This window comes from Methylophaga sulfidovorans, from assembly GCF_900114205.1.
Taxonomy (GTDB): Bacteria; Pseudomonadota; Gammaproteobacteria; order Nitrosococcales; family Methylophagaceae; genus Methylophaga; species Methylophaga sulfidovorans.
In genome coordinates, this window is sequence record NZ_FOSH01000014.1 from 65,643 (window position 1) to 84,034 (window position 18,392).

20 protein-coding genes are annotated in these 18,392 nt (G+C 43.9%); 11 read left to right on the forward strand and 9 right to left on the reverse strand.

The features are described from left to right. Positions 1-60 precede the first annotated feature (60 nt). The 9 genes from BM232_RS11685 to BM232_RS11725 all read left to right on the forward strand — a co-directional run bounded on the left by BM232_RS11685 (position 61) and on the right by BM232_RS11725 (position 7,493). The gene (locus BM232_RS11685; RefSeq protein ID WP_091714918.1) at positions 61-537 is read left to right on the forward strand and encodes a c-type cytochrome; all 477 of its coding nucleotides are present in this window, start codon (positions 61-63) and stop codon (positions 535-537) included. A gap of 106 nt (positions 538-643) precedes the next feature. Continuing rightward, on the forward strand, positions 644-3,463 hold the full coding sequence (locus BM232_RS11690; protein ID WP_091714921.1) for a monovalent cation/H+ antiporter subunit A: 2,820 nt from the start codon (positions 644-646) through the stop codon (positions 3,461-3,463). After that, positions 3,464-3,835, forward strand: coding sequence for a Na+/H+ antiporter subunit C (locus tag BM232_RS11695; protein WP_091714924.1), 372 nt, complete (start codon positions 3,464-3,466; stop codon positions 3,833-3,835). Next, positions 3,832-5,361, forward strand: coding sequence for a monovalent cation/H+ antiporter subunit D (locus BM232_RS11700; protein ID WP_091714927.1), 1,530 nt, complete (start codon positions 3,832-3,834; stop codon positions 5,359-5,361). Before BM232_RS11695 ends, BM232_RS11700 begins: the two co-directional genes overlap by 4 nt. 1 nt (position 5,362) lies before the next feature. Beyond that, positions 5,363-5,851 carry a Na+/H+ antiporter subunit E gene (locus BM232_RS11705; RefSeq protein WP_091714929.1) on the forward strand — a complete coding sequence of 163 codons (489 nt, stop codon included), beginning with the start codon at positions 5,363-5,365 and terminating at the stop codon, positions 5,849-5,851. Beyond that, positions 5,851-6,120 carry a K+/H+ antiporter subunit F gene (locus BM232_RS11710; protein ID WP_091714932.1) on the forward strand — a complete coding sequence of 90 codons (270 nt, stop codon included), beginning with the start codon at positions 5,851-5,853 and terminating at the stop codon, positions 6,118-6,120. The genes BM232_RS11705 and BM232_RS11710 overlap by 1 nt, the downstream gene beginning before the upstream one ends. Before the next feature lie 3 nt (positions 6,121-6,123). Then, a complete protein-coding gene (locus BM232_RS11715; RefSeq protein WP_091714934.1) occupies positions 6,124-6,450 on the forward strand; it encodes a Na+/H+ antiporter subunit G in 327 nt (108 codons plus the stop codon). Beyond that, on the forward strand, positions 6,450-6,896 hold the full coding sequence (locus BM232_RS11720; protein WP_091714937.1) for a YaiI/YqxD family protein: 447 nt from the start codon (positions 6,450-6,452) through the stop codon (positions 6,894-6,896). Before BM232_RS11715 ends, BM232_RS11720 begins: the two co-directional genes overlap by 1 nt. A gap of 72 nt (positions 6,897-6,968) precedes the next feature. Continuing rightward, the gene (locus BM232_RS11725) at positions 6,969-7,493 is read left to right on the forward strand and encodes a cytochrome b (RefSeq protein ID WP_091714939.1); all 525 of its coding nucleotides are present in this window, start codon (positions 6,969-6,971) and stop codon (positions 7,491-7,493) included. Positions 7,494-7,525: 32 nt separating this feature from the next. Here the strand turns inward: BM232_RS11725 and rep are convergent, their stop codons facing one another. Beyond that, positions 7,526-9,547 (reverse strand): DNA helicase Rep, encoded by a 2,022-nt coding sequence (gene rep / locus BM232_RS11730; RefSeq protein WP_218153341.1) that lies wholly within the window; start codon positions 9,545-9,547, stop codon positions 7,526-7,528. A 69-nt stretch (positions 9,548-9,616) separates the two neighbouring features. Continuing rightward, positions 9,617-11,119, reverse strand: coding sequence for a YifB family Mg chelatase-like AAA ATPase (locus tag BM232_RS11735; protein WP_091714942.1), 1,503 nt, complete (start codon positions 11,117-11,119; stop codon positions 9,617-9,619). Positions 11,120-11,292: 173 nt separating this feature from the next. Between BM232_RS11735 and BM232_RS11740 the strand changes: the two genes are divergently transcribed. Beyond that, positions 11,293-12,456 (forward strand): DUF481 domain-containing protein, encoded by a 1,164-nt coding sequence (locus tag BM232_RS11740; protein ID WP_091714945.1) that lies wholly within the window; start codon positions 11,293-11,295, stop codon positions 12,454-12,456. 63 nt (positions 12,457-12,519) lie between these two features. Here the strand turns inward: BM232_RS11740 and ppnP are convergent, their stop codons facing one another. From ppnP to BM232_RS11755, 3 genes are read right to left on the reverse strand one after another with little or no spacing between them, the layout of a single operon-like run. Continuing rightward, positions 12,520-12,834, reverse strand: a complete 315-nt coding sequence (gene ppnP / locus BM232_RS11745) for a pyrimidine/purine nucleoside phosphorylase (RefSeq protein WP_091714947.1) — start codon at positions 12,832-12,834, stop codon at positions 12,520-12,522. 10 nt (positions 12,835-12,844) lie between these two features. Beyond that, entirely contained in the window at positions 12,845-13,090 is a 246-nt protein-coding gene (ubiK, locus tag BM232_RS11750; protein WP_007146397.1) for a ubiquinone biosynthesis accessory factor UbiK, read from the reverse strand. 59 nt (positions 13,091-13,149) lie between these two features. Beyond that, a complete protein-coding gene (locus tag BM232_RS11755; RefSeq protein WP_091714949.1) occupies positions 13,150-14,595 on the reverse strand; it encodes a helicase HerA-like C-terminal domain-containing protein in 1,446 nt (481 codons plus the stop codon). Between the two features lie 141 nt (positions 14,596-14,736). On the opposite strand from BM232_RS11755, the gene BM232_RS11760 reads away from it, so the two are divergent. Then, positions 14,737-15,150: a Z-ring associated ZapG family protein gene (locus BM232_RS11760; RefSeq protein ID WP_091714952.1), complete on the forward strand. Its 414-nt coding sequence runs from the start codon at positions 14,737-14,739 to the stop codon at positions 15,148-15,150. Between the two features lie 72 nt (positions 15,151-15,222). Here BM232_RS11760 and BM232_RS11765 read toward each other — a convergent pair whose 3' ends face one another. The 4 genes from BM232_RS11765 to BM232_RS11780 form a co-directional block, all read right to left on the reverse strand. Beyond that, positions 15,223-16,677, reverse strand: coding sequence for a catalase (locus tag BM232_RS11765; protein ID WP_091714954.1), 1,455 nt, complete (start codon positions 16,675-16,677; stop codon positions 15,223-15,225). 177 nt (positions 16,678-16,854) lie between these two features. Beyond that, entirely contained in the window at positions 16,855-17,277 is a 423-nt protein-coding gene (locus tag BM232_RS11770; protein WP_177207322.1) for a BLUF domain-containing protein, read from the reverse strand. Positions 17,278-17,697: 420 nt separating this feature from the next. Then, positions 17,698-17,895 carry a hypothetical protein gene (locus BM232_RS11775; RefSeq protein ID WP_218153342.1) on the reverse strand — a complete coding sequence of 66 codons (198 nt, stop codon included), beginning with the start codon at positions 17,893-17,895 and terminating at the stop codon, positions 17,698-17,700. Positions 17,896-18,061: 166 nt separating this feature from the next. Beyond that, positions 18,062-18,392, reverse strand: a 331-nt coding sequence (locus BM232_RS11780) for an integrase core domain-containing protein (protein ID WP_143092287.1), incomplete at its 5' end; no start/stop codon positions are given.

Genomic DNA, 18,392 nt, shown 5'->3' on the forward strand with positions numbered 1-18,392 from the left:
GCACAGAATGTTCGTTAACCGTATAATCATCGCCATAATTAAAATCAGCAGAGGTTAATAATGAGTAAGAAATCTGGTCAATTTTTTATCGGTAGTATCGTCACCATATTGGCACTTTATGGTTTAGTGTTAATTATCCTGAATGATTCACTCGAATTAGGGAAAGGCGTTACAGCCCCAGCCAGTATGGATGAAAAAGCGGTCGAGGAACGCATTAAACCTGTTGCTGAAGTCAATATTGGTGAACCACCAGCGGTACAAGCACCAGCTGCTGAAGAAGAAACTGATGCTGCCGGTGGCGCAGGTAAACAAATCGTCGCTCAAGTCTGCTCTGCTTGTCACGGAGCCGGGTTGATGGGCGCACCTAAAATCGGTAATGTCGCAGACTGGGCACCGCGAATCGAGAAAGGCATGGACACCTTGCACAAACATGCTATCGAAGGCTTTAACATGATGCCAGCCAAAGGTGGTCGCGCTGATCTGAGCGATGACGCGGTAATGGCTGCTGTCGATTATATGGTGTCACAATCAAAATAATATTTAGCAGTAAATGAATAAAAAAAGCACTGGCGAGCACTGCTCGTCAGTGCTTTTTCATGTATAAATACCGTATATGAGCATCCATTAGATAACAGGGAAATCAATGAATTTATTGGCGTTCAACTTACCTTTAGTTGCTCTGATACCTTTTCTAGGCGCACCGATAGCAGCCTGGGCAGCCAGATTTAATCGTTTAGCCTCAGCTTGGGTGGCAGGCATTGTCACCTTTTTATCGCTGCTGATCTTAATGCCTGTCGTTCATATTCCTTTTGATAACGACACACTCATTCAAAGTTGGTCATGGTTACCAGCACTCGGTTTAGATTTTGCGTTCCGTTTAGATGGTCTTTCACTCTTATTTAGTTTTCTGATCTTATTGATTGGACTGCTGGTCATCTTATATGCACGTTATTATCTATCGCCTCAGGACTCCATGGGTCGATTTTTTGCCTATATGCTAATGTTTATGGGCTCCATGTTAGGTATTGTGCTATCAGAGAATTTGATTCAACTGGTCATCTTCTGGGAATTAACCTCGCTTACCTCGTTCTTACTGATTAGCTATTGGCAATATAGCCAGGATGCACGTGATGGTGCCCGAATGGCTTTGACGATCACCGGTGCCGGTGGTTTGGCTATGCTGGCTGGCGTATTAATGATTGGCAATATAGTCGGTAGTTTTAATCTGACCGATGTCTTAGCTTCAGGCGACTTGATCCGTCAAAACGAACATTACCTGACAGTATTAGTGTTAATTCTATTAGGTGTCTTTACCAAATCGGCCCAGTTTCCATTTCATTTCTGGCTGCCACATGCCATGGCTGCACCTACTCCCGTATCCGCTTATTTACATTCAGCCACGATGGTTAAAGCCGGTATTTTTGTCCTGGCTCGACTATTCCCCGTGCTTTCGGGTACAGAAGCCTGGGGTTGGCTGGTAGGTGGTGCTGGTATGATCACGATGGTGTTAGGTGCTTATACCGCTCTGTTTAAACACGACTTAAAAGGTCTTTTAGCCTATTCGACCATTAGTCATCTGGGCTTGATCACACTATTATTTGGCTTTAGCACCAAGCTGGCTGCTGTAGCGGCCATTTTCCATATTATTAATCACGCCACGTTTAAAGCGTCATTATTTATGGTGGCAGGTATTATCGATCATGAGTGCGGCACCCGTGATATGCGTAAAGTCAACGGCTTATTGAAATACATGCCACATACAGCCGTACTGGCGATGATTGCCGCCTCTGCTATGGCTGGTGTACCACTTTTAAATGGCTTTCTTAGTAAAGAAATGTTTTTCCAACAGTCACTGGTAGCCACCGATCACCATCCACTAAGCTGGGCAATTCCTATTATTGTGACCTTTGGTGCTGTTTTCTCAGTCGCCTACTCACTTCGTTTTATTCACGACGTTTTCTTTAACGGTGAGCCACAGGGATTGACTAAAACACCACATGAACCACCCCGCTTTATGAGGATACCGGTCGATATTCTGGTATTACTCTGTCTTGGCGTCGGTATGGTCCCTGTATTAATCGTGGCGCCGATATTAACGGTGGCTGTGGCAGCTAGTCTGCAAGGGGTTCCACCGGACTACAGCCTGGCTATCTGGCATGGCTTTAATCTTCCTCTATTGATGAGCTCGATTGCTTTGGTTTTCGGGGCAATTGTTTATTTCTACCGTGAGAAATTATTCCGTTGGCATGATGAAAACTTACCGCGCGTAGATGCTAAAACACTCTTTAATAGAGTGACGCATGGCTTATTAGTACTGAGTGGCAAAATCAGCCGTTTATTTGATCGTGGTTCCTTACAAAATGCGATTAGTTGGGTCTTGTTATCAGGTGTAGCAGCGACTTTATATGGCTTTCTACAGTTTGATAGCCCGCTATTTGGTGACAGAACTCTACTGGATGCCAACCTGCTCACCATGGTACAGGTTGGCATTCTGATTGTGGCAAGCATTCTAACGGCCGTAATGCATCATAAGAGATTGGTTGCCCTGATCATTATCGGTGTTATTGGTTTAATCGTATCCTTAGGTTTTGTGAAATTCTCAGCACCTGACCTGGCTTTGACGCAATTGTCGGTTGAAGTTGTCACTATTGTGCTGCTTTTATTAGCTCTGTTTTTCTTGCCTCAGCATAGTCCTCAGGAAAGAAGTCATAAACGTCTGACTCGTGATCTGGTCTTGTCCGTCTCTGCTGGTGTGACTGTGATGTTATTAGCCATGGCGGTAATGACACGTGACTACAGCAGTATTTCAGGCTTCTTCCTTGAAAACAGTAAGCCAGGTGGCGGTGGTACCAACGTCGTCAATGTCATTCTGGTTGACTTCCGTGGCTTTGATACATTGGGTGAAATCGTTGTACTGGCGCTTGCTGGTTTAGGGATTTTTGCTTTATTGGAAAACCTGAGATTACCAGCACCACTGCGTGATATAGATGGTCGTGAATGGAGCCATGATCCCCACCCTCCTATTATGCAAACACTAACCCGACTGTTGTTCCCATTAATGTTAATGGTGGCCGTGTTTATTTTCATGCGTGGTCATAATCTGCCTGGCGGTGGTTTCATTGCCGGCTTAATAGCGGCCGTTGCGTTAATTTCTCAATACCTTGCTAATGGTATTGCCTGGACTAATGCCAGAATCAAAGTGGACATGCATAAAGTCATTGCGATTGGTTTAACCGCCGCCTTTGTGACTGGCTTTGCTGCTATGTTCCTGTCTTACCCATTCCTGACAACCACCTTCACTTATTTGAAGTGGCCGATTGTCGGCAAGTTTGAAATTGCCAGTGCCATGATTTTCGACTTAGGTGTATTCCTGGTTGTCGTCGGTGCAACTGTTCTAATTCTGGTCGAGCTGGGTAAGCTCAGTCATGCATCACACAGTTTAGCTCAACAGGAGAAAAAATAGATGGAGTGGTTAGTCGCCATCGCAATAGGCGTGATGACATCATGTGGTGTCTACCTTGTGCTTCGCGCTCGTACCTTTCCTCTGGTACTCGGGTTAACACTGATTTCCTATGCAGTGAATGTATTTTTATTCGTCATGGGCCGTTTACAAATTGGCGAAGCCGCTATTATCTCTGCTGATACAACAAAATATACTGATCCTCTACCACAGGCGCTGGTATTAACAGCGATTGTCATTGCTTTCGGTATGACTGCCTTTTTAATTGTGCTGGCTTTAAAAGCACGTAGTGAATTGGGTAATGATCATGTTGATGGCATGAGTTATGTCGCTGAGGAACAAGAGAAGAAAACAGCTGTGGGAGACTCAAAATGACCGTCTCACAGCTACCTGTTCTGCTTATTTTGTTACCGTTATTAGGCGGTATTTCAACCTTATTCGCCCGGCCTAAAGGTATAGGCTTACAACGCGTACTCAGCCTGACTTTCACCAGTGCCCTGCTGTTACTGAGTGTTTATACAGTCTCCATTGCCAATAGTGGTGACTATTCGGTTTACTTACTCGGAAACTGGACTGCACCGTTTGGCATCGTATTGGTGCTCGATAGACTTTCGTCGTTAATGTTACTGCTGACCGCTATTCTGGCCATCGTTGCTCTCTGTTATGCCATTAGTCAGGATACCGACAAAAAAGGTCAGCACTTTCATGTGTTATATCAAATCCAGCTTTTTGGTCTGAATGGGGCTTTTCTGACCGGCGATTTATTTAATCTGTTTGTATTTTTTGAAGTCCTGTTACTAGCCTCGTATGGTTTATTACTTCATGGTGGCGGTCGCTTGCGTACCAAAGGCGGTCTGCACTATGTGGTGATTAACCTGGTTGGCTCCAGCTTGTTTTTATTTGCAGTCGGTACGCTGTATGGCATTCTGGGTACCTTAAATATTGCTGATATGTCGACACATATCAATCAGTTAGACACAGCTGATCAAGGCATTGTGGCAGCGGCTGGTCTGCTTCTTTTAGTGGTGTTTGGTATCAAAGCGGCCATTTTCCCACTCTATTTATGGCTCCCAGGTGCTTATGCTCATACCTCAGCCGCTGTGGCTGCTTTATTTGCCATTATGACGAAAGTGGGTCTGTACGCCATTATCCGGGTTCACGGCACATTATTTTCAGAACAAGCCGGTGGCTTAGCAGGCTTATATGCTGATGTGGTATTGGTGCTTGGACTGGTGACATTGGCGATGGCGGTGTTAGGTGTATTCGCATCCCGAGCTTTAAAAGAGCAAACCGCTTTTCTTATTCTCGCTTCTGTCGCTACTATATTGATTGGTGTTGGCATCAACACAACAGCGTCCTTAGCGGCGACATTGTATTACCTCATTCATTCGACGCTGATTGGTGCAGGCTTATTTCTGTTGGCAGATATCATTGCCAGGGCAAGAGGTTCATACTCAGATAGATTACGAGCAGGCGCCCCTATCAAACACGCCATTTTCATAGGCTCTGTCTTCTTTATTACAGCAATTGCTATTGTCGGTATGCCACCGTTATCGGGTTTTATTGGCAAAGTAATGATTCTGGAAGCGGCACTGAGCAGCACATTTAGTGCCTGGATTTATGCTGTTATTCTACTGGGCAGTTTATTGATGATTATGGCAATGGCGCGCTCTGGTTCCATTTTGTTTTATCAGGTGGACACTTCTTTAGATGGTGATGGCGAGAAGTTAAACCTTCGAGCCATGGCTATGGCATTGATTTTAGTATTAGCAAGCCCAGTGTTAGTCATCGCGGCAGGCCCAGTTTCGGAATTTACACAAAGCGTGGCTTCACAATTAAGCAATCATCAAGCTTATATCAATGCCGTAATGAGCCAGCCAGCCTATCAGGGAGGAAAATAAGATGCGAAGTAAATTTTTCCCTCATCCTTTTCTAACCTTGGCTTTATGGATTATCTGGCTATTGCTGAATAATACCGTGTCTGCAGGCCACATGATTTTAGGCGCTTTACTCGCTATCTTTATTCCTTGGTTCACTGCTGGATTCTGGGAGGAACGCGTCAGTGTCCGCCGACCATGGCTAATGGTTAAGTTTTTTGCCTCCGTTCTCTGGCAAATTATTATTGCTAATATTGAAGTAGCTCGCTTGATTCTAATGCCTTCAGACAGACTCAGACCGGGTTTTGTGGAAATTCCTCTGGATTTAACTTCACCATTGGCGATTAGTATTCTTGCTAATACGATTTCTCTGACACCCGGCACTGTTACCTGTGACTTGTCTCAAGATCAGAAAAGCCTGTTGATTCATGCCTTACATATTGATGATGCCCAAAGCACCATTGATGAAATCAAACAGCTCTTTGAAAAACCGTTAAAGGAGATTTTCAACTAATGCTGAATATCGCCATCATTACATCCTGCGTTATGGTTTGTACGGCTCTGCTATTGAGCTTATATCGGCTTCTTCGTGGCCCAAGTGTGCCAGATAGAATTCTGGCGCTGGATACGCTTTATATCAATTCTATCGCGTTGCTTATTTTGCTAGGCATCTTTCTGCAAAGTAATCTTTATTATGAAGCCGCCTTGCTGATTGCTCTGATGGGTTTTATGGGCACACTTGCGCTCAGCAAATATCTGCTGCGCGGCGATATTATGGAATAAGCCATGTTAGAAATTCTATTATCTATTCTGATTCTTCTTGGTGGTTTTTTCACGCTGGTTGGCTCCTTAGGTTTATTTAAGTTGCCAGACTTTTATATGCGATTACATGGCCCAACCAAAGCCAGCACGCTAGGCGTTGGTGCTGTTCTGGTGGCTTCTGCGATTCATTTCAGCGTAAAAACGGGCGGCATCAGTCTGCATGAAGTGCTCGTCACCTTATTTTTATTTATTACGGCACCCGTGAGTGCCCATCTCATGGCAAAGGCAGCTTTACATATCAAAGTCAGACAAGAAAAACGCACACTTAATAAATCTGATCAGGAAGAATAATGCATATCTGGGTAGATGCAGACGCCTGTCCTGCTGTGATTAAAGAAATCCTGATTCGTGCCTCAAGACGCACATCCATGCCTCTGACATTTATTGCAAACCACGCTATTAAGGTACCTGCTGATAACCAGATTCAGTTTATTCAGGTCGCCTCCGGTTTTGATATGGCGGACAATGAAATTGCCAGCCGTGTTCAGAACAAGGACTTAGTCATTACTGCCGATATCCCTCTGGCAAACGATGTTATCGACCGTGGCGGTATCTGCCTCAGCCCTCGTGGTGAGTTAATGGATAAAAGTAATATTGCCGCCCGCTTAACCATGCGTAACTTTATGGATACCATGCGTTCAAGTGGTGTCGATACCGGCGGTCAAAATACCTTTAATCATCGTGACAGAATGCAATTTGCCAATCAGCTAGACAAAATTATTCAATCGTCTCTTTAATAAAAACAGAAAAACCGGAACATACCTATTGATAATTCTGTCCTAGCGATGGTTTTCACAAAGGAGAGAGAAATGATAAATGATTCAATAGACCGTTATGGCAGCGTTACTCGTTTTTTCCACTGGTTGGTCGCTGTGCTGGTTATTCAGCAATTTTTTAAGTTTGGTGACATTATTAACGATGGAAAACATTGGCTGGGCGAGACATTCGGTCCTTATCATACATCAGTAGGCGCAATCATTATGATTCTAGCCATACTGCGTTTGTTATGGAGCATGAAACAAAAAAATCAGCGCCCGATTATTGAAGGTGCTAACAGCAAACTGGTAAAGACTGTCCATGGCATTATGTACTTTTGCCTGATTGCCATGCCACCTCTCGGCGCACTGTATATTCATGGTCACGGTTATCCAGTGAAAATATTTGGTCAGGTACTCATTGAAAAACCAGCTGAGAAAATACAGTGGGCGCAAAACGTCGGTGAGTTACACTCAATACTAGCTATCTTGCTTGCCATTCTGGTAATTGGCCATATTGCCGTAGCGCTTTATCATCACTTTATCCGTAAAGATGATACCCTGCGTCGCATGGCATAAAAACAAAAAGCCCGGTTTAAACCGGGCTTTTTTTATTTGAGCATTTGCCGAATATTAGACAGATGTGCTTTACCACGTTCTTTACGTTCTTCCGGATCCGCCTGTGTTTTTTCAGACATCCAGATCAGATCATCCGATGGTAATTCACGAAGAAAACGACTTTCCTCACATTCCATCTTTTCACCATAGCGTTTACGCGTATTTGCCATGGTCATGACCAGACTACGCTGTGCTCTGGTAATGCCTACATAGGTCAGGCGACGTTCTTCCTCAATCGTGCCTTCTTCAATACTGGTCCTATGTGGCAGAATTTCTTCTTCCATGCCAACCATAAAGACATGGGGAAACTCCAGACCTTTTGCTGCGTGTAAGGTCATCAAATGCACGGCATCAGTCTGATTTTCGTCTTCCTGACGATCCAGAATATCCATTAATGTCAGTCTGGCTGCAATATCACCAATACTCTTTTCTTCAGTATCATTTTCGATAATACGTTCGATCCAACTCAGCAACTCGAGCACATTATCCATACGACGTTCGGCTTTATTCGGATCGCCACTGGTTTCTTCCAGCCAGCCGCGATATTCAATCTCCTCAACCATATCGCGAATCGCACTCATTAAATCACCACGTTTAGCCCGATCAGCTATATCCACTAACCAGTTAGCAAAATGTGTCAGGTTAATAATCGCTTTTTCAGGCAATTTTTCTGCAAGTCCCATCTCAAAGCAGGCACCGAACAGGCTGGTCTTACGTTCAGTAGCATAATTACCCAGAGCTTGTAATGTGCTTGAACCTATACCACGACGTGGGGTGTTAATGACCCGAAGAAAGGCATTATCGTCATCCTGATTAGCCAGCAGACGCAGATACGCCATGATGTCTTTAACTTCAATACGTGAGAAAAACGACGTCCCGCCGGTGAGAAAATAAGGCACATTATGTTCACGTAACACGCGTTCAATCGGTCTGGATTGATGATTACTACGATACAGAATCGCGTAGTCTTTGAAGCTCGCCTGATGTTTCAGCTTGTGATAAAGCAACTCTGAGACGACTTTTTCTGATTCATGATCATCATCACGACAACCAATAACCCGAATCGGATCCCCCTCTCCTAACGCACTCCATAATTGCTTTTCGAACACATGGGGATTATTACGAATCAAAGTATTAGCGACACGCAGGATGCGGCTCATGGAACGGTAGTTCTGTTCCAGTTTAATCAACTTCAAACGAGGATAGTCGGTCTGTAGTTGTGCCAGGTTTTCAGGCCGTGCACCACGCCATGAATAAACAGACTGATCATCATCGCCCACCACGGTCAGTGCTTCACGAATACCGACCAGTTGTTTGACCAGCTCATACTGACAACCATTGGTATCCTGATATTCATCCACTAACAGGTAGTGAATGCGGGCCTGCCATTTTTTTAATATGTCATCATTTTCACGAAATAACACCACGGGTTTGAGTATCAAATCATCAAAATCAACAGCGTTATAAGCCTGTAATGCAGCGGTATAGAGTGGATATACTTTCGCAGCAGACATTTGTGTGCCCGCTTCGGCAATTTGCATCGCTTTCTCAGGCAGAATCAGCTGATTTTTCCATTCTGAAATTTGCCACTGTACCTGTTCTGCATGTTCACTATCTGCAGCAAAATCACGCCCCATCAGATCACGCAATACTGCCAGACTGTCTTGTGCATCAAAAATAGAAAATCCACTGCGGTATCCCAGCGCTTTATATTCACGGCGCAGAATATTCAAACCCAGCGTATGAAAAGTCGACACCATCAAACCACGTGCTGCCGCAGAATTCTGACGACTAGCCATTAATTCCGATACACGTGTTTTCATTTCACGCGCCGCTTTATTGGTAAACGTCACCGCAGCAATATTTTTGGCCGGAATGCCACATTGCTCAATCAGATAAGCAATCTTTCGGGTAATAACCCGCGTCTTGCCACTACCGGCACCAGCTAAAACTAACAGGGGTCCATCTATATGACGCGCAGCTTCCTGCTGCTGCGGATTAAGATCATTCAGCATCAACGCCTCTGAAAAACAATATGAGCAACCGAGTGTTGCCACTCAGTGATAACGTGAAACATCTGGACATTAATAACCTACATCAAGACGGCGATAGCTGATAGCTTCGCTGAGATGTTCAGTTTGTATTTGACGACTTCCGGCAAGGTCAGCAATCGTTCTGGCGACTTTTAAAATGCGATGATAAGCACGGGCTGACAATCCCAGACGAATAATCGCTTTTTCTACCAGTTGATAATCTTGTTCAGTCAACAAACAAACTTCCTCTATCTCTTTTTGTTCCAGCAAATTATTCGCTTTATCCTGCCTGTCGAGCTGTCTTAGGCGAGCCTTTTCTACTCGGTGACGAACCTGCTCAGAGTGCTCTGCTGTGGCATCGGCCGTTTGATTTCTTAATAAACGTTTATCCACTGCAGGTACCTCGACCAGCATGTCAATTCGGTCCAGTAACGGGCCGGAGACTTTAGCACGATAGCGACGAACTTGCTCTTCTGTACATCGACAACGCGACTCACCAAGATAACCACACGGACATGGATTCATCGCTGCGACAAGTTGAAAACGTGCTGGAAACTCCGCCTGCTGTGCCGCTCTTGAAACCGAGATTTTGCCAGATTCTATCGGTTCGCGCAGTACTTCCAGCACACGGCGGTCAAACTCGGGGAGTTCATCTAAAAAAAGTACACCATTATGCGCTAATGAGATTTCTCCGGGTCTGGGCTGACTTCCTCCTCCGACTAAAGCCACAGCAGATGCTGTGTGATGGGGCGAGCGAAATGGTCGTTGACGCCAATGAGCCGGATCAAAACCATTTGAGGCAATAGAATGGATTGCAGCCGTTTCCATTGCTTCAGCTTCTGACATCGGCGCTAATATGCTGGGCAGTCGACTGGCCAGCATTGTTTTACCTGTGCCCGGTGGCCCGCAAAAAAGGAGGCTATGTGAACCAGCAGCAGCAATTTCCAGAGCTCGACGAGCATGTGACTGCCCGCGTATATCAATCAAATCCGGATAATCAGGTGTTGTAGATATATCTGGCGTTTCCGCCAGATTCAGTAATTGTTGTCCATGCAGATGAGCACATACTGCCAGCAAGCTATCCGCACCAAAGCACTGACATTGCTCAATTAGCGCCGCCTCATTGGCATTGACTGCAGGTAGAATCAAAATACGTTTAGCCGCAGAAGTAGCCAGTGCTGTTGGCAACACACCACGCACAGAACGACATTCTCCGGCCAGTCCTAATTCACCAATAAACTCTTTATCAGCAATGGCTTGTAACGGGATCTGCCCTGATGCGGCCAAAATTCCTAACGCTATAGGCAAATCAAAACGCCCACCTTCTTTCGGTAAATCCGCTGGTGCCAAATTAATCGTGATGCGTTGCTGAGGGAAAGTAAATTGCGAGTTCAAAATCGCAGAACGCACTCTGTCCTTGCTTTCTTTGACTGCTGTCTCTGGCATCCCCACAATCGACAAACTGGGTAAGCCATTAGACAAATGCACTTCAATCGTTACTACCTGAGCATGTATGCCTGTCACAGCGCGGCTGTAGACCTTTGCAATACTCATATTCCATCCTTGGTTGAGCGTTTTCGAAAGACAATATTAGCCTACCCGTTTTTTAAATGCCGTGAAACTTGTCGGATAAATTACAGACAAAAAAACCTAGATTTTTACGAAAATGCCTGCTTATGTTAATTTAGTGGCGCACACCCCATCCTATACAAAACTCCGGAGTTTTTATGTACAAGCCTAGCTTGAGGACTATTTTTTTATTAATTTCAAGCACCTTGTCGAATATTGCACTTGCTGACCAAGTCGTTCTGGATGATGGCAGTATGCTGAATGGCACCGTCAAACAAGTCGCAAATGGTCAATTAATCATGGACACCGCCTTCGCTAATGAAGTGACGATTGATTATGCTCGCGTGAGTCAAATTACCACCGACAAAAAGTTTTTGGTTGAACTGGAAAGTCATGATCGCATTGTTGGTCAGCTTAGTGTCGCTAAAAATGGTCAGGCTCAACTGAGCGATACCGCTTTTGGTACTGTAGATATCGATCCAAAAAATATAAAAAATGTCTGGGCTACTGATGCAACCAAACCTCAGATTCTTGCTGTACAACAAGAATATCAAGATGAGATCAACACCATAAAAGCAGACAAAGAAAAAGAAGTGGCAGATCTGAAATCATCTTATGAAACTGCCATCTCTACTCTGCGTGAAGAACGTAACCGTTTACGCGACCCTTGGAGCGGTAGTATCGCTATGGGTATCACCGGTGCATCGGGTAATACTGATCGGTTTGGCGCACATGGCCGTGGTGAATTAAACCGCGAAACGGATGCTGAGCGCATGAATATTTATATGGAAATTAACTTCCAGAAAGAGGATGGCGAACAGACAGCCAATCAAAAACTGGCGGGACTGTCTTTAGAACGTGATATCAACGAAACCTGGTTTGCTCGTGGTTCAGCCGACTTTGAAATTGATGATTTTGAAGAATTGGATTTACGTGCCATCGCCGCAGCGAGTTTAGGTCGATTTTTCATTCGTGAAGATGATCTGAAATTTAAAGGCTTTGCTGGTTTAGGTTATCGTTTTGAAAGTTACACAGATGGTACCAATGAAAAAGATCCTACCGGTGTGCTCGGTTACGATGTGAAATACAAACTGAACAGTAAACTGAGTCTGTTCCATGACTTCACTTATTACCCATCATTCAGTAGCCCAGGTAAAAACTACCTGATCGTCACAAACTTGGGTGGTGAAATGCCGATTACTGATAAAGAAGACTGGAAATTACGTGCTAGCTTACGTAGCAAATACAACAGTCAGCCAGCTCAGGATGCTGAAAGTACAGACACCACATACCAGATGAATCTGGTCTATGATTGGGACTAATTAACCCGGTCAGAAACAAAAAAGGCGCCTAAAGGCGCCTTTTTTATTATCTCTGATAGCGTATTAATCTAAATAACTACAGCAATAATCAACTAACTCTAAAATCTGGATATCAAATGACGAGTTAGCAGGTACGTTAAAAGATTCGCCAGCAGTCACATCAATCCACTGAGCATCACCTTTCAGGCGGTAGGTCAGTTTACCAGCCAGAATTTCCATCAACTCGGCTTTTTCCGTACCAAAGGTAAATTCACCTGGCATCATAATGCCTAATGTTTTGTAGCTGCCATCAGCAAATGTCACTTTACGGCTGGTCACATTACCATCGAAATAAACGTTTGCTTCACGTGTGACCGTGACATTAGTAAATTCAGACATAGTTTTTCTCTTATTTAGGTGGGTTTTCTAACTCGGCGACACGATGTTCCAGTGCCTCCAACTTTTCACGGGTACGTAACAACACTTGAGCTTGCACATCAAACTCTTCACGCGTGACCAGATCCAGTTTTGTGAATGTGGCGGTGAGGGCTGCACGTATGTTTTTTTCAGCATCTTCCTGCATTTGCACTAAACCTGGTGGTAATGCTTTGCTGATGCTTTGTACGACTTCTTCAATTTTTTTTGTATCAATCATCATCTTTCCCCTTATATCTCTATGACTATTCTACGGCATTTAAAAACAGACTCAATTTGTTATTTCTTGCCTAACAAGGAACCAAGAATACCTCTGACAATTCGGCGACCTAATTGACTGCCAATCGCTCGCATCGTACTTTTTGCAAAAGCTTCCAGCACAGTCTCGCGCCTTCTTGTCGTTGTTTTTGGCAGCTCCTCCGGCTGAGTCTTTTCAGCTTCCTGAGCTTTTAATGCACGCTCCGCCAGCACTTCATAAGCCGACTCTCTATCCAATGTCATATCATAGACACCGGCGACTAAAGACGTATTCAACAGCTTCTGTCTTTGCTGTTTGCTAATAGGGCCAATCTGACTCTGTGGCGGTTTAATCAGTGTCTGCTGCACAACCTGTGGTCGGCCTTTTTCATCAAGTGTCGAGACTAAAGCCTCACCCACACCTAAATTCGTCAGTTTTTCCCGTGTATCAAATTCAGGATTAGCACGAAATGTTTCTGCTGCGGCCTTTAAGGCTTTTTGATCTTTTACTGTATATGCACGTAATGCATGCTGAATGCGGTTACCCAATTGTCCAAGCACACTGTCCGGAATATCAGTGGGATTCTGTGTGACAAAATATACACCTACGCCTTTTGAACGAATCAGCCGAACGACCTGCTCAATTTTATTCAGTAGTACTTTGGGTGCATCATCAAATAGTAAGTGGGCCTCATCAAAAAATAGCACCAACTTCGGTTTTTCAGGATCGCCCACTTCCGGTAATTGCTCAAATAACTCAGATAACAGCCACAGTAAAAAAGCACTATAAAGATTCGGAGACTGCATCAGGCTATCAGCTGCCAGTAGATTAACAACACCACGCCCCTGTTGATCTGTTTGCAGCAAATCCTCCAGATTTAACATCGGCTCACCAAATAACTGGGCAGCGCCTTGCTCCTCAAGTCCTAATAAGCGACGTTGAATGGCACCAACACTGGCGGCGGAAATATTACCGTATAAGGTTCTGAATTCAGCAGCGTTCTCAGCAATAAATTGCAGCATCGCTCGCAGATCTTTTAAATCAAGCACCAGCCAGCCATTATCATCAGCCACCCGAAATACCAGGTTTAAAATGCCCTGCTGCGTCTCATTCAAATTCATCAGTCTGGATAAAAGCAGCGGCCCCATATCAGAAATTGTCGCTCTGAGCGGGTGTCCCTGCTTTCCATAAACATCCCAGCAGGTGACCGGAAAGCTGGTGAAGCCGAAATCTGACAAGCCCATGACTTCAACACGCTCGCTTATTTTCGGATGAGATTTACCCGGCTGACTGATACCCGATAAATCGCCTTTAATATCAGCGGCAAATACCGGAACACCAATATTACTAAAACTTTCTGCCAGTCCCTGCAGTGTCACTGTTTTCCCTGTCCCTGTCGCACCAGCAATCAGACCATGTCGATTTGCCATATTAGCTAACAAAGTGACTGGCGAACTTGATTGACCGATAAAGATAGGTGAAACCATGGTGTATCCTTTCTGCTATGGCTGATAAGCGATATTTCAATGACTTATTAAATCACAAAATAATCACGATAAAGAAAACGGTTTGTCATGAAGACGGTCAATAGCTAGACTAGTCATTATTAACTTTTTTTAGGATGAATTATGACCTCAATGGAAATCTGGGCTCTCACGATTGTTATCGCTATCATTACAGCATTGATCGGCTTTGCTGTGGGACGTCGCCAAGCGCCAGGCAACGATAATCAAGTGAAAGAAATCGCAGAGTCATATGATCGCCAACTCGCTGAAAAACAGGCCGAGCTAGACGAATATAAACAAAAAGTGCATGCCCATTACGACAAAACGGCACAAACATTCAAAGATATGGCGGGTTCATATAAGGAATTATTTGATCATCTGTCTCATGGCTATGAAGAACTTGGTAACTTGTCAGATCAACGTGTTTTACCTGATCGTGCCGGTGCACTTTTGGATGGGCCTGATACCAATACAGCAAAAGAATCTAACTTTATTCACCCAAACCATAAGGGTGATGAAGATGCATTAACCCGCTAGACAGCACTTATACAGACATAAAAAAAGCCAGCTTAAAGCTGGCTTTTTTTGTTTAAATGACAGGCTATTTAATTACGATTTGCCTAAACCTTTGGCAATGCGCTCACCGATATCACTGTCAATATTTTTCCAATACTCAATAACGCGTGATAATACAGGTTCTTCTACACCATCACTCACGTGCCCTACGACATTGGATACCAGACGATCTCGTTGAGCATCATCCATCACTTCCCGAACTAAAATACCGGCCTGACCAAAATCATCATCATCTTCACGTAAGGTATAAGCTTCACGTGTAAACTCACCACTGGCAGCCCAGGTAGTATCTTCTGGGTAGTTATCCGAATCAGCTTTCGGACCACCTTTAGAGTTTGGTGCATAAACAGGATCAGTGACATTTTGCACACGCATGGCACCATCTTTACTGTAACTATTCACAGGACATTTCGGTGCATTGACCGGAATCTGTTTATAGTTCACCCCTAAGCGGTGACGATGAGCATCAGCATAAGAAAACATCCGGCCCAGTAACATCTTGTCAGGGCTGATACCGATACCCGGCACTAAATTACTTGGTTCAAACGCTGCTTGTTCAATCTCAGTATGAAAGTCCGTCGGGTTACGATTCAATGTTAACTGCCCGACTTCATGTAGTGGGTAGTCGTCATGAGGCCAGACTTTAGTCAAATCAAATGGATTCAGACGATAGGTTTTAGCATCCTCAAAAGGCATAATCTGCACATTCAGAGTCCAGCTAGGGTTATTTCCTTCTTTAATGGCATTAAACAAATCACGTCTGTGATAATCGCCATCTTTACCCGCCAACGTATCAGCTTCATCCTGAGTCAGAAAATCAATGCCTTGATTCGTTTTGAAGTGATATTTCACCCAAAACTTTTCACCCTTCTCATTGACCCACATATACGTATGGCTGGAGTAACCATTCATATTACGCCATGATTTTGGTATACCTCTGTCCCCCATCAACCATGTCACTTGATGAGCTGACTCCGGCGATAAAGTCCAAAAATCCCACTGCATATCGTGGTCACGCATACCATTATCAGCACGACGCTTTTGTGAACGAATAAAGTGTTGAAACTTCAAAGGATCGCGAAGGAAAAACACAGGGGTATTATTCCCCACCATGTCGTAATTACCTTCGCTTGTGTAAAACTTAAGAGAAAATCCGCGAGGATCACGCCATGTATCTGGGCTACCACGCTCACCTGCCACCGTAGAAAAACGAGCTAATACCTCAGTGCTTGTTCCAGGTTGAAACACAGCAGCTTTAGTAAACTGACTGACATCATGTGTGACTTTAAATTCGCCAAAGGCACCTGAACCTTTAGCATGAGGTTGTCGTTCTGGGATACGCTCACGGTTGAAATTAGCCATCTGCTCGATAAGGTATAAATCATGAAGCAAAATCGGGCCGTCAGGGCCAACGCTTAAGGAATGTTCATCACTGGAAACAGGCATGCCTGAATCAGTGGTCGTTCTATTATTATCCTTCGTGCTCATTTTTTTCTCCTCTCTTAATTCTTATAAGATTATCTGGAAAACCACACTGCATTTTTTGAAATAAAACCAATCGTTTATAGCGAATGGATAAACATAAAAATCGCTATAAATTAAAGCTAACACTAACAGGTGAAATACACATGAAAAGGAAGCGATACCACCTCAATGGTGTGAGTATTATCTTGTTGGTGGCGACTTAAATGACAACAACAACTGCTGAGCTAATGACGGCTGCGCTCTAAACTCATTGCCCGTCAATGGATAATTCAGGATATGGCTATAACCCGGGATGGAGATTTCAAACTCATTATCCAGGTTATAAAATCCCATCGTCCAGTCTTCGAACTCACGTTTTTCAATAGTCCCTTCATTTAAAATAAGTATATTTTTGTGTCGCCTATCAAGGAAAATTTTCTCAAAGATCCTTTTGAGATCATTTTCCTTACCTTCTAAAACCTGCATAAACTCTTGGTTTTTATACAGAAGCTGACCAGTAAGGTTATTTCTGAGATTACTGTTACGACACTCATCTAATAGCGAGAGCAATTCAGACTGAGAAAAATCATGAGTAGCAGCACTCACGTAAGTGATGGAATACATAAACATCTCCTGACAGAACTCATCCCCACTAGCCCATATTTAAGTCACTTGGTTTTTAGATAAAGTTCACATTACTATGGAGAGAAAATTAACATTTTATGTATGGTTAAGAATTAACCGGTGTTAAGAGTAGCCTCAAAAGTTCACTTATCTACAAAAAACGAAATAAGAAATGTTGCTCTTTTCGCTTTGTTAGAACTTTCTCAATAAACTATTTTAATTAGTTCGGTTCACTTCCCATTGAGCCCCTTAATAAACACTATCGGAGAACGAAGTATTTATTCCATAACGTCCTAATCAGCCAACACGTATACGGCCGACTGATTATGGGCCTGGTGTTTAGCATGCCGAAGAGTTACGGCTATCAAAGCTAGCTGTCAGTTTTAGTTGGAAAGCATTGTTAGCGTTTTTTCAAGCAGATTATCTAAATCTACCACTCATTCTAAAACCATCTCTCATATTCATTCCCATCAAAATGAGATTGATTGCACCAGCTAGCAATTCGACGCCTTGTAGCACATAGAAATGAGTATCAAAAGCGCCTATGGATGCCCAACGGTCAAGAAATATTGCACATGGAATTAGCACCAATATTCCGTTGGCAGCAATAAACGGCATTCTCTTCTTCTTTTGTTGTACACACCAAATACCATTTTGAATAGAATGCTTGATACGAAACCTGTAATTACCGCTCGGATATCACCTTCCAAACCGGAAATTGTCGACTCTTTGGCGAACCTTCCTTTGTCGCCTTTTACCACAGCCTCTATGAACTCTGTAGTGGTCAACTAATTCCGGACACGGGTTTAGACAGAACTTCCGCCTTTGCAGGTGGACATCCATCGTTAAATTGATGCGGCCGTTGCCAGTTATAATAATTCATCAGGTAATAGCTCACATCACGCATTGCCTCACTTATGTTTCGATACCCCAGTCTCGGCAGCCATTCAGCCTTAAAGCTCCGAAACAAACGCTCCATGGGCGCATTATCCCAGCAGTTACCACGTCGGCTCATGCTCTGAGTCATGCGATAGCGCCATAACCGTTGCCGATATTTTCGAGAGCTGTATTGGCTACCCTGGTCGCTGTGGAATAACACATTCTGAGGTTTACCC